The sequence below is a fragment of the Hydrogenophaga sp. genome (assembly GCF_041913525.1).
In the GTDB taxonomy this organism is placed as follows: Bacteria; Pseudomonadota; Gammaproteobacteria; order Burkholderiales; family Burkholderiaceae_C; genus Hydrogenophaga.
This window is the reverse complement of record NZ_JAYSFD010000003.1, coordinates 117,391-130,194: the sequence shown is the minus strand read 5'-3', so window position 1 is coordinate 130,194 and position 12,804 is coordinate 117,391. Positions and strand designations below refer to the sequence as shown.

The 12,804-nt window shown below is 65.7% G+C and carries 5 protein-coding genes; all 5 read right to left on the bottom strand.

Annotated features, from left to right (window positions below):
* Positions 1-18 precede the first annotated feature (18 nt).
* Entirely contained in the window at positions 19-7,392 is a 7,374-nt protein-coding gene (locus ACE3RQ_RS05585; protein WP_374520749.1) for a tandem-95 repeat protein, read from the bottom strand.
* 44 nt (positions 7,393-7,436) lie between these two features.
* Complete coding sequence (locus ACE3RQ_RS05580; protein ID WP_374520747.1) at positions 7,437-8,375, bottom strand: hypothetical protein; 939 nt, start codon at positions 8,373-8,375, stop codon at positions 7,437-7,439.
* A 221-nt stretch (positions 8,376-8,596) separates the two neighbouring features.
* Complete coding sequence (locus tag ACE3RQ_RS05575) at positions 8,597-9,397, bottom strand: helix-turn-helix domain-containing protein (protein WP_374520745.1); 801 nt, start codon at positions 9,395-9,397, stop codon at positions 8,597-8,599.
* Positions 9,398-9,597: 200 nt separating this feature from the next.
* Positions 9,598-11,184, bottom strand: a complete 1,587-nt coding sequence (locus tag ACE3RQ_RS05570) for a long-chain fatty acid--CoA ligase (RefSeq protein WP_374520743.1) — start codon at positions 11,182-11,184, stop codon at positions 9,598-9,600.
* A gap of 41 nt (positions 11,185-11,225) precedes the next feature.
* A complete protein-coding gene (locus ACE3RQ_RS05565; protein ID WP_374520741.1) occupies positions 11,226-12,797 on the bottom strand; it encodes a long-chain fatty acid--CoA ligase in 1,572 nt (523 codons plus the stop codon).
* Between the last annotated feature and the right edge of the window lie 7 nt (positions 12,798-12,804).

The window sequence follows — 12,804 nt, the reverse complement described above, 5'->3', positions numbered from 1 at the left end:
TCTCTCCCTTTGTGTTGTTCAGGCCGCGCTGTGCACCAGCCGGTCCAGTTCGTCGGTGGGCGAAGCACCCACGGTGGCCACGTCCACCCATTGCGCGTCGGTCTCGCCGTCCAGGCACACCTCTTGCCGGCCTACCTGGGTGAGCTCGTCGATGAAGCGCTGCAACATGGCCGCCAGTTCGGTGTCGGTGGCGCCCTCGGCCTGCGCGGCCACCAGGCGCTGCTCCAGCAAGGCTTCCACGTCGAGCACATAGGTTTTCGGCTCGTTGGTGATCGAGGTGTCGGCGCCGTCCAGGTAGCGAAAGGCCACGTCGGCTACCTCTCCCTGGCGGCCATCGGCCCACTCAAAGCTGGACTTGCCCATCACGAACACATCCCCCACCTGGTCCATGGTCTGGTCGGAGCGCAAGTCAAGCGAGCGAATGCCCCAGGCGTCGAGCGACTTGAATTCGCCCGGGTCGCTCACGCCATCTTGGTTGGCGTCTTGCCAGACGCCGAACTGTTGCCAACGGGCATCGGCAGCAGTCAGATTGCCGTCGTGGTTGGTGTCGAACCCGGCCAAGCCCTCCAGATCGGTCTTGGCGCCCGCCAGGTAGGCGAGGAACGACACCTCGTCAAAGTCGCGAATCTGGCCGTCGCCGTCTTTGTCGAACGCCACCACGCCATCTTCGGCCGCCGTCCAGGCCAGCAGGTCGCGCACGCCATCGCCGTTGATGTCGAACAGCACCTGCGAGTCGCCAAGTTGGCTATAGGCAATGCCGTCGCCGTTGAGGTCAATGGCCACCGGCTTGCCGCCACGGGATTGGGAACTGCCGTGGTGTGTCACGGTGGAGGTATTGGTAGATACCCCGCCGTGCTGATCACTAACGCTCAATTGCACGGACACATTGCCGTTATACGAATCTCCGTAGGTGCTTCGATAAACAACAGTCCACATGGAACCAGCAGAGGCTGAACTGGATAGCCATTGGCTGACACGCATGTCGAACCACATCTCCCGCGGCATCCCCGGAGAAATCGCGAGTGGCTGACCATGAATCGGAGTTGAGCCCGAGTAGAGGATCAACTGATCTTGGGGAGTATCAACATCCTTAAGATAAATCTTTGCTCGCTCGAACTCGGGTCCAAGCGCCACGGGGGGCCGGCGGGGATAGCGAACCATGGGCTGAATGGAGTTCCACGTCACGCCCCCCGCAATCCAAGGCGCATCGTTCTGCGCCATCACGTTCAAAGCCACCTGGCCATCGGCCCAACCGCCGGCATCGTCCCGCACGCGGTAGTTGAAGCTGGCCGCGCCCGAGTACTGGCGCTCCAGCTTGAGCACCACATCGTTGCCCTCGCGAGTGACCGAGGTGATGTGCGATGCCCCGGAAAACTCGCCGAACGACAGCTTGGTGGAGTCCACGTCCGCCGCGCCCACGGTCTTCAAAAAGTTGGTCAGCCGCACCGCCCGGGACGCATTGGGGTCTTGGTTGTTGGCGGCATCGAAACCGTCTTCCCAGGTGTTGAAGCCGGTGATGGCTCGCACCGTGGGGTTGTCGTTCACCGCCGCCACCTGCACGTCCACCTTCTGGGTGCCCGTGGCCCCGGACGGGTCGGCCAGCGTGTACTCGAAGCTGGCGGTGCCGTTGGCATTGGCCGCGCCCTTGAACACCACCTGGCGGGCGGTCCAGTCGATGCTGGCCGAGGCCCCGCCCAGGCCCTTGACGGCCTGCAGGTTCAGGGCATCGCCATCGGCGTCGTAGGCGCCTTTGAGCAGCTCGTCAAAACCGATGCGCAGCTCGGCGTCTTCCACCGCTCGCCCGTCGATGCGTTTGTAGGCGGCAACGGGCGCGTCGTTCACGGCGGCAAAGGCCACGGTGGCCGTGGCGTTCACCTGCGCGCCCGACGGATCGGCCACGGTGTAGGCAAAGCTGGCCGTGCCGTTGAAGTCTTTGGCGGGCGTGAAGATCACCTGGCCGTTCTCGATCTTGACCGAACCCCCGACGCTGTTGGTCACGCTCTTGAGCACCAGGGCGTCGCCATCCACGTCTCGGATGTTGCGAAGCAGGTCGGCCACCGGAATGGCCTTGGCCGTGTCTTCAATGCCCGCACTCAAGGCCTGGATGGGGTTGATCGCCACCGGCGCGTCGTTCACCGGCGCCAGGTTCAAGGTGGCGGTGTTGCGCCCCTTGGCGCCGGCCTGGTCGCTCACCTCGAACTCAAACGCGGTCTGGCCAGACCAGTCAGGCGCGGGCGTGAACACCACATTGCCTGCGGCATCCAGGGCCACACTGCCCCGGCTGGCGTTGGCGCCCACCATGCGAACGGCGGTGACGCGCAAGGTGTCACCATTGGTCTGCGTGTCAGGGTCAGTGGCCTGCGGGCTGCCGATCAGATCGGTGGCTCTCAGGGTGCGGGTCTCGTCTTCGAACAGGGCGAACTGCCGGGCCACGGGCGCGGGCGCGTCGTTCACCGGCCGCACCGCCACCGTGGCCTGTACCGCCACGCTGGCGCCCGCGTCGTCGGCCACCCAGTAGGTGAAACGGGCCGTGCCGTTGAAGTCTTTTGAGGGCGTGAACACCACGTCGCCATTGGCGTCCAGCGCCACCGCGCCGTTCACCGCCTCGCCCACGCGCCACAGGCGCAGCACCTGCCCGTTGGTGGCCACGTCCACGTCACTGACCGACCCCAGCAGGGTGGTGGCGGCAATGCGCAGCGGCACGTCTTCGTTCACCGACTGCACGGCCAGCGGCTGCACCACCACGGGTGCGTCGTTGACGGCGGCGATGGTGAAGTCCACCGTTTTCTCGCTCACGCTGTTGTCGGCATTGCGCACGCGGTACACCACCTGGGCCGCGCCGTTCTGGTTGAGCGTGGGGTTGAACACCACCGCGCCGTCGCGGTCCAGAAACGCCGTGCCTTTGCTGGCGCCCACCACGCCCACGATGGCCTGGGTGGAGGTGATGCGCACCGCCGTGTCTTCCGTGGCCTGGTCCAGAGAAGGCAGCGCCGGCACCGCCGCGCTGTTGGCCGCCGACACGTTCACCGTGATGGGCACGCGCACAGTGGCGCCCTGGCCATCGGCGATCTCCAGCGTCAGCACCACATCGCCCGTGCCGCCGGCCTTGAAGAGCACCGAGCCGTCTTTCTGCTGCCAGGCGCTGCCCGCGCTCACCGACACCACCCGCTTCAGCCGCAACGAGTCGCCGTAGGGCTGGTCCACGTCCTTGGCGTAGGCCAGCAGGGTGTCGGCCTCAATGCGAAGCAAGGCATCGGGCCGAGCGGCCAGTTTCACGGTTCGCCCGGCACTCACCGGGGCATCGTTTTGCCCCACCACCATCACGGTGGCCACGGCCGTTGCAGTGACACCCGCGGCGTCGCGCACGGTGTACTCAAAGCCCGCCTCACCCTGGTAATTGGCCTCGGGCCGGAACACCACCTGCCCGTTGTTCAGGCTCACGGTGCCGCGCTTGGTTGCGCGCACCGATGCCACGGCCAGCGATTCGCCAGCGTCCAGCGCGGCATCCACGTCGCTGTCATTGGCCAGCAACTGCGACACCGCCAGCGTGAGCGCCTGGTCTTCCGTCACGCTGAACCGGTCGGCCTGGGCCAACGGTGCGTCGTTGACCGACGCGATGTTCAGCCACACCATGGCCGTGCTGCGGCGCCCCTCCGCATCCTGCGCCGTGTAGGTGAAATAGCCCGTGCCGTGCTGGTTGGCGGAAGGCGTGAACACCACGTCGCCGTTGGCATCCAGGCCGACCGTGCCGCGCCGCGCGTCTTGCACGCCCACCAGGCGAACACCCGCCAAGCCCGCCAGCAGGTCCGCCGTCTTGATGCGCACCTGCGCGTCTTCGCTGGCTTGCCACACGCGGTTGTCCAGCGCCGGCCCCTCGTTGGGGTTGTGCACCACTTGCAGGAAAAACGCCCGCAGCGCGGCCTTCACTTCCTCCGCATTGGGCACCTCGCTCACCGTGAACACATCGCCCGCCGTGGCGGTGGTGCTGGTGGGGCTGCCGGCCACGTTGCCGCCGCCACCCAGGCCCAGCAAGGCGGCCGGGTCATTGAGGTCAACGCCGTATCTCTGGGCCAGCGCCACCAGTTGCGCCCGATCGGCGGCCGACAAGTTGGCATTGGGGCGCACCAGCTTGAGGATGGCGCTGAGGTCGGTGGCGGCATCGGCCGTGAGGTTGAGCTCGGCGTCCCTTCCTTCCACCTGCACGGTGAACTGCCCAGGCAACACGCCCCCCTGGCCATCGGCCACCGCCGACACCGCCACGCCTTGGGCTTCTGCCGTGAGCTGGGTGCGCTGCAAGGTCAAGGCCTGGCCATCGGTGAAAGTGACCGCGCCCGTGGCCAAGTCAATCTGCCGCACCCCTGCCTCGTCCAGGCCGTACACCTCGCCCACGCCACTGCGCGCATCGCCGTTGATGTCCAGCCACAGCTTGAAGCTCTTGAAGTACGGGTCCAGCGCGTCGAGCTTGCTGTCTTGGTTCGCGTCAAAGTAAGCCAGGCGCTTGAGGCCCAGGTTCTCTGCCGCGTCGCTCAGTTCACCGCCCGTGAGCAGCTCGCTGGCATCGCCCAGGCGGCCGTCGCCATTGCGGTCAATGCCCAGGATCGCCTCTTTGCTGCCCACCCACTCGGTCAGCTCCAGGTAGCCGTCGTTGTCCACGTCCAGCCGCGCGCGGCCCAGGGTGGTGTCGGCCTTCACGTCGTCCAGGCTTTGCCCGGCCTGCGCCAGCTCTCGCCGCGTGAGGCCATCGCCCTCCAGGTCCAGCGTGAGCAGGCTGTAGCTCTGGCGGTTGCTGGCCGCCTGTGCATCGGCCTGGGCCTGGGTCAGCAGGCTGTCGGCCTCTTGGGGGCCGCTGAGCCGGTCCACGAACTGCCCCTCGGTTTCGGTGGCGAAGGCATCGCCGGCGGCCCGCTTCAGCCCGATCTGCGCCCACTCGGTGTCGCCCACCAAGGCGCCCGCGTACGCAGCCACCTGCGCATAGCGCTGCGTCAGGTCTTGGTGCGCGGTGGCCAGCAGTTGCTGTGCGCCGCTCACCGGGTCGTTGAATTGCAGGCTGAAGAAGAAGTTGGTTTGGCCGTTGCCCGCGAAGCTGGGGAAGGCGTGCACGCTGAGCGCGGGCAGGCGCTCCAGCACCAGGTGGCCGCCGCTTGCCTGGGCCTGCGCCCGCAGCTCGCCGATCACCTCGCCCATGCGCTGGCTCAGCACCTGCGCGCCCAGGCCCCAGTCCAGCGTGTCGGTGGCCTTGGCGCTGTCGCTCACCACTTGCCCATCCAGGCGACGGGTCTGGTGCACCTGCCCACCGGCCTCGTCCTTGATCAGCAGCCCCAGCGTGCCATCGGCCAGCCGCCCAATCTCCACCGTGCCCGCCGGCGGCGGGTCGGGGTATTCCACCTCGAACAAGCTGGCAAACACCACCGAGCAGATCGCCACGGCGATCATGGTCTGAGGCAGGAACATGCTGACGCCCTGCAGCATGCCCATGGCCACGGCGCTGTTGGTCAGCGTCATGACGGTGCTGGCGATGGCAAAGGGGTTGCCGCTCTCCAGCACGTCCTTGAGGCTGGCCAGGGCAATCACGCCTTGCAGGGCGCCCAGTGCAGCGCCCGCTTCGATAAATCCCTTGCCATCGGCGCTAATGGCCCGGGCCACATCATTGGCCCCCAGCACCGCGCGCGCCGCCAGGGCAATGCGCTGGCCATCGCTGGCATCGCCCCATTGGTCCAGCGCACTGAGAATGGATACCGCGCCCGACAACCCCGTGCCCACCGCACCCAGCACCGGCTCTTGGTTGGCCGCGATCTGCGCGTTGTTCACCAACCGCGCCAGGCTGGCCACCGCCTGCAGCTTGTTGCCCGCGCGCAGCGCCTGCATCAAATCAAGCCCCGCCAGCGCCACCTCGCCCGAGGCCACCGTGCGCTCGCTGGCGCTGTAGCTCAGGACTTTGGAGGACTGCCTGACGATCTGACCAGTGGCCGGGTCTTTGCCGAAGGTGATTTCTTCCAGGTGACCGTCGGCCCTGAGGTGGTTCTCGATACGGGCACCGCCAGAGGTCTCGAGCACTTTGGACTCGATCACCCCGTCCTGGCGTGGTTGGGCGTATTGGGTCTCGGTGACTTTGGTCGCCTGCCCATCCTGGGTGTAGCTGACCTGGGTGCTGCTGGAGCTGACGAGCTGGCCGTTGGAATCGAACGATTTGTAAGTGCCCTGCAGCATGCGCCCGAGTGCATCTTCCGTGCCCATGAAGGAGAAGCCCTTTCCTTCGCTGAACACCAGCAGGTTGCCATCGTCATCGCGCTGCGCCTGCACGGTCTTGCTCCACGCGCCGCCCTTGGCGTATTCCTTCTGCGTGAGCTGCACGCCCAGCACGGCGGTGCTCACGCCAGAGCCATCGGGCATCAGGATCAGGGTGTCGCCGTTGCTGGCCTGGACATAGAGGGCTTTTTCAGACTCCTGCACGCTGATGGCCTGCCCCGCGCGATTGGACAGAAAGTCACTGAGCACGCCGTGCACTTCGTTGGCCGACACACCCGCACCACCACCGGCCACATGAACACTGGCCCACCGGTCTGACACCACAGAGGCAAGGCTCGACGCACCATCACCAGCGTCGTCTGACTGAACCACTTTCTGGAGCCAGGGGTACTGCTCCCGGGCTTTTTCGATGGCGATGATGTTGTCGAGCTTGTGGAAGACCGCGGCCTGCAAGGTCAAGCTACCCAATGTGCCCATCCCTGAGCGCATGAGGCCAACCGACAGCACCAAGGGCACGGCCGAGGCGCTGACCTGCACCCCCTCCAGGTGGGCATTGACACCGCCCACGATCAGGGTGTACTGACGCACCAAAAAGTCGGGCATGGCGCCATCGAGCACCGCCCCGGGTTCTTGCGCCTGAATGGCGGCTTTGGCGGCCTGGTAGCCCGCCGTGCCGGTGATGGCGATGGCCCCAGGCCCGTCCTGGCTGGTGCCGGGCAGGCCAAACATCTTGGACACCAACTCGGCTTCAAAGCCACCTTGGCTGTGGCCGGTGACGGTGAAGAGTTTGGCGGCGTCTTTGAAGTCGATACCCCTTGCCTTTGCCACCTGCTGAATGGCCAAAGTGGTGAACTCCATCGCCTGCTGCATCTCAGGCGTCCAGTTGCCGGCAACGATGCCGCTGCCGTTCATGGCCGCATCGCCCAGGCTCGTCAAACTGGCGGTGCCCCGGAAGGCAATCTTGTAGGTGCCATCTGGCCCTTGGTACATCTGAGCGGCGAAGTTGGAACCAGTGGCGACCGTGGCGGGCAATCTGTACCCCGTCACTTCCACCCGAGCCCAGCCATTGACGGAACCGCCCCCCACGTTGTTCACGGCATAACTGTCTTTGCTCAATTGAGCATCGAGCACCAAATTCTTGGTCATTCTGCGATCTCCCTGATTAATGATGGTTTGCGGCAACGCTCAGTTCAACGCTGTTGAAAATTATTAACAAAATCATTCAAGTTGCTCGCCCCGCTCTTCATGGCGATTTCGCGCACCTGCATTGCAAAGGCATGCGGCAAGTAAATGACATGCTCAAAGTCCTGCGGGATGCGTTTGTCTTTTCTGTTGATTGTTTCAAGATCGCGTTTGTGCATCACAATGACATATCGGCCACTGGGATCACCTGGTTCCACCCTATTTCCCTTGTAGTGGTTCAACTCAAACCCAAAATGCATGCCGAGGTTGTTTTCCAGAATCAGCATATTCATACCTGGAACCGCCGCTTCACGGAAGCCAACCTCGAAAAGCGCACTTGAAGGCCATGGCAATGACCCCTTTGGAACAAACCAAAGTCCGAACCAATACCCCCTGTCAACCATGTCGTAGATTTTTGCGAATCGCGGCACTGTTCCAGGCGGCGGCGTGTATTGACCTTTGATGTAGCGCTGTGACCTAGACACTCTTTCTGGATTACCAGACAGCAACCACTCACTCGTATTTCGCCGGCTGTCATGGAATCTGACGTCCGGGTTGGCAGCCGGCAAATTCAGACTTTGCGGCAAATAAATCTCAAACCGCCCCATGCTTTGCCGCGTGCAATGGTGCTTGCCCTGGTCATCCACACCACATCGGTCCATGTCCGCACCATCGACCATCCGAAAGGCAATGGCTTCCGCACCTTTGAGTTCATCGCTCACCATGCTCTCGGGCATGCAATAGCGCTTGGCAAATTCGGGGGTCACCACCCACAGGTAGTTGTCCACCGTGTAATTGCGCCGGCCTTCACGCGGGCCGGTGTAATGCGCCGCTTCGCAGCTTTGCCATTGCTTTTCTTTTTCGGCGAGAGTTTGCGCCCATGTCACCGAGCTGATCACGAGCGCGAGCAAGAAGACAAACAGACGGACCAAGGTTTTGTCATTCATAGGGTGTCAGGGCAATATCGTTTCAGGGGTGCAATCAGAAATTGAAGACTTCCAGCACAACGAGATCTGTCATCAGGACCGGCAATAGCCAGCAGGAACACCTCGCCAGACCGACGCGGACTATGTAGTCATTTAGTTCCAGCTGACAAGCGCCGCCCAGCAGGTATCACCAGCGGGGGGTGAAAAGGTCATCTGGTGATACTTCGGGGGCCTGGTGGCCCTCATTGGCGGTGCTGGGTGCGGGGCTTGGTGCCGTGGCCGGGGCCGGTGCGGGGCTTTTGGTCGGCGCCGTCCACCTGCTTGATGAGGTCTTGCATGAACTGCGGGATCCAGGCGCGGGCGGCGATGCACAGGGAGATGGGCGGGCGCTCGGGCAGGGGCAGGTGGGCATCGGCGCGGGCCTGGTCAACGTATTCCTGGGCGATCTGTTCCAGGCGCCTTTTCAGGCGCACCTGGGCCTCGCGCGAGAGGCGCAGGTTGACGATGCGCAGCACTTCGCCTTCGCCGTCAAAGGGGTCGTTGAAGTACTCGTGGCTGATGCCTTGGACCATTTGCATGATGGGCCCACCGGTAATCCAGCTGAAGGTGGGGGCCACGCGCAGGCGGTACTGGTGCTCGGTCTGCATTTCCAAAAAGCCGATGTCGTCCAGTCGCCATAGCAGGCGGCGGCATTCGTCTGGGCTGATGTGCAGGTGCTCCCACATGTCGGGCACCTTCCAGCGGTTGAGGGCGCACACGGCCACCATGAGCAGGTGGCGGTGGGTGGCGAACTCGACTTCCTGGTCGTGGGTGAGCTGGGCGATGAGGGCGCGCTTCTTCGGCGCGCTGCGGAACAGATCGGCGAACTCAAGTTGCAGGAATTGGCAGATTTGCTCCAGGCGTTCCAGGCTGCAATCGGCGCTGGCAAACAGGCGCTTGACGCTGGTCTCTGACAGGCCCAAACCGAGGGCGAGGTCTTTGTAGGTGAGTTGGCGTGCCTTCAGGTGGGCACGGATGGCGTCCAGCACGTAGAGCTTCGACATGGGGTGGCGCAGGCGGGATCGAGGTGGACCACCGGCATCACCGTGGCGGTGACGAGTCCGGGCAAGAGGTGCGGCCGGCGTTGACCGCTGGCCGCCACAGCCGGGCATTGGAAGGGACCGCCAGGGCCGATACCCTGGGTCGGTAGCGCCCACAAAAAAGCCCGGGACTCGCCCGGGCTTTTTTCATGGAGCGGCGCCGCTCAGTTCGCCGCTTCGCGCAGCTTGTACTTGAGGATCTTGCCGGTGGGGTTGCGGGGCAGGGCCTCGACGATGCGCAGTTGCTTGGGCACTTTGTAGCGGGCCAGGCGCTCGCTGGCGAAGTCGCGCATCTCGTCCAGGGTGAGGCTGGTGCCGGGCTTGAGCGCCACCACGGCCACCACGGCTTCGCCCCATTGGGGGTCGGGCGCGCCGATCACGGCCACTTCGGCCACGGAGGGGTGGGCGTAGAGCGCGCTTTCCACCTCGGCCGGGTAGACGTTTTCGCCGCCGGTGATGACCATGTCTTTCACGCGGTCGCAGATGTAGAAGAAGCCGGTTTCGTCGAAGTAGCCCACGTCGCCGGTGCGGAACCAGTGGTCGTCGCTGATGGTGTTGCGGGTGGCCTCGGGCTGGTTCCAGTAGCCGCGGGTGACGTTCATGCCGCGCACGCACACCTCGCCGCGCTCGTGCGGCTGGGTGACGACGCGGCCGTCGGGGGCGACGATGCGCACGTCGGTGAGCAGGGGCGAGACGCCCACCGAGCCGATCTTGCTCACGGCCCATTCGGCCGAGAGCGCGGTGGCCATGGCGGCGGTCTCGGTCAGGCCATAGCCCTGTTGCACCAGGATGCCGCGCTGGCTCATGAGGTGCAGCAGCGGCTCGGGGCACGGCGCGCCGCCGCACATGATGAAGCGCACGCTGGAGGTGTCGGCCTTGGCAAAGTCGGGGTGCTGGCTGATGAACAGCAGCATGGCGGGCACCACGAAGATGGTGGTCACCTTGTAGCGCTGGATGTCGCGCAGCGCGGCGGCCGGGTCGAAGCTGCGGTGCAGCACGATGTGCGCGCCCTTGAGGAAGGTGGTGAGCGTGAGCACGTTGAGCGCGCCAATGTGGAAGATGGGCGCGAAGGTGAGCAGCACGTCGTCGGGGCGGATGTCGAGCATCACCAGCTCGCTCACGTGGTTCCACCAGAAGTTGCCGGCGGTGAGCATGGCGCCCTTGGGGCGGCCGGTGGTGCCCGAGGTGTACATGATCACGGCCACGTCGTCCTGGTGGGGCTGGTGGGCCTCGGTCACGGGCGTGGCGGCGGCCATGGCCTGGGCGGCGTCGGGCCAGCGGGCGGCATCCTGCGGGCTGCCGTGGGCGCAGAGGTAGCGGCTGCAGGTGAGCTTGTCGCGCACGGTGTCGATCACGGCGGTGTGGTCGGCGTCGACGATGAGGGTGTGCACGCCCGCGTCGTTGATGATGTATTCGAACTCGGGGCCGGCCAGGCGGAAGTTCAGCGGCACGAAGATGGCACCGATCTTCGAGCACGCGAACAGCGTGACGAAGAACATGGGGTGGTTGAAGCCCAGGTAGCCCACGCGGGTGCCGCCCTGCACGCCACCTGCCTTCAGGGCACCGGCCATGCGGTCGATGTGGCCGAGCATGTCGGCATAGGTCCAGGTGACGCCTTCAAAGGTGAGGGCCTGGCGGCCGCCATCGCGCCGCGCGCGCTCGGTGAACCACTGGCCCATGCCGATCTTGGGCAGGGGGGCGGGCACGCCGCCGAAAGCGTCGGCCAGCGCGGGGGAAGGGGTGGTGCTCATGTTGTCTCCAGCGGGTGGTTGTTAAGTAGGCGATCGGCAATTCAAATCGGCTGGTTCTGCTCGCGCAGCTTGCCCTTGAGCACCTTGCCGGTGGGGTTGCGCGGCAGGGCGTCCACCAGGCGCAGCTCGCGCGGCACCTTGTAGCCGGCCAGGCCTTCGCGGGCGAAGGCCTGCAGCTCGTCCAGGGTGAGGCTGGCGCCGGGCTTGAGGGCGGCCACGGCCACCACGCGCTCGCCCCAGCGCTCGTCGGGCGCGCCGATCACGGCCACCTCGGCCACGGCAGGGTGGCGGTAGAGCACGCTCTCCACCTCGGCGGGGTAGACGTTCTCGCCACCGCTGATGACCATGTCCTTGAGGCGGTCGCAGATGAAATAGAAGCCGTCTTCGTCCACATAGGCCACGTCGCCGCTGCGGAACCAGCCCTCGCTGTCGAAGCTGGCGGCGGTGGCGTCGGGCCGGTTCCAGTAGCCCTTCATCACGTTGCCGCCGCGAATGCACAGCTCGCCCTTCACATGGGGCTGGGTGATGGGCTGGCCGTCGTAGTCGGTCAGGCGCACTTCGGTCAGCAGCGCGGGCGTGCCGCACGAGCCTTGTTTGTCGATGCCGCGCTCGGGCACCAGCAGGCTCACGGTGGCGCAGGTCTCGGTCATGCCGAAGCCCTGGTTCACCGGGATGCCGCGCGCCGCGTAGCGCTGCAGCAGCGGCACCGGCATGGGCGCGCCGCCCACGGCGATGGTGCGCAGGGTGGACAGGTCGGCCGCCTCGAAGCCGGGGTGCTGGCTCATGAAAAGCAGCATGGACGGCACGGCGAAGGTCACGCTCACGCGGTACTTCGCGATGTCGCGCATCACGGCCTCGGCATCCCAGGCGCGGTGCAGCACCAGGTGACCGCCCGCGCCCATGGCCGGCAGCGACACCGAGCACAGGCCGCCCACATGGAACAGGGGCGCGAAGTTCAGGGTGATGTCGTCAACACTCAGGCCGTTGCTCAGGATGCCGTTGAGGTTGTTGGTCCAGAAGTTGCCGTGCGTGAGCATGGCGCCCTTGGGGTGGCCGGTGGTGCCCGAGGTGTACATGATGAGCGCCACCTCGTCGGGCTCTGTCTGCACCTCGGGCGGCACCGTGGCGGGCGCCACGTCCAGCGGCGGCAGCGCGTCCCAGCCGGTGGCGGGGCCGTCCACCGACAGGTAGTGCGCGCAGCGCAGGCCGCTGCGGATGCCGTCGATCACCGGGCGGTGGTGGGCGTCGGCCAGCAGCAGGCTCACGCCCGCGTCGTTGGCGATGAAGGCGATCTCGGGCCCGGTGAGGCGGAAGTTCAGCGGCACGAAGATGGCGTTGAGCCGCGCGGTGGCGAACAGGGCCACCAGAAAGTGCGGGTCGTTGAAGCCGAGGTAGCCCACGCGGTCACCGGCCTTCACGCCGCGCGTGGCCAGCACCGCGGCCAGGGCCTCGATGCGGGCCTGCAGCTCGGCGTAAGTCCAGGTGGTGTCGTCGCAGGTGAGCGCGGGGCGGGCCGGGTAGCGCTGGGCCACGCGGCGCAGCCAAACGGCCAAGCCCAGCACGGGGCTGGGCACGGCGGCCCGGGAGCCGGGCCACTGGGGTTGGGTGCTCATGTCGGGG

Bases quoted from the DNA above. Each gene is read 5' to 3' on its own strand.
- ACE3RQ_RS05570 (WP_374520743.1), bottom strand. From the start codon at position 11,184: ATGAGCACCACCCCTTCCCCCGCGCTGGCCGACGCTTTCGGCGGCGTG.
- ACE3RQ_RS05585 (WP_374520749.1), bottom strand. From the start codon at position 7,392: ATGACCAAGAATTTGGTGCTCGATGCTCAATTGAGCAAAGACAGTTAT.
- ACE3RQ_RS05565 (WP_374520741.1), bottom strand. From the start codon at position 12,797: ATGAGCACCCAACCCCAGTGGCCCGGCTCCCGGGCCGCCGTGCCCAGC.
- ACE3RQ_RS05580 (WP_374520747.1), bottom strand. From the start codon at position 8,375: ATGAATGACAAAACCTTGGTCCGTCTGTTTGTCTTCTTGCTCGCGCTC.
- ACE3RQ_RS05575 (WP_374520745.1), bottom strand. From the start codon at position 9,397: ATGTCGAAGCTCTACGTGCTGGACGCCATCCGTGCCCACCTGAAGGCA.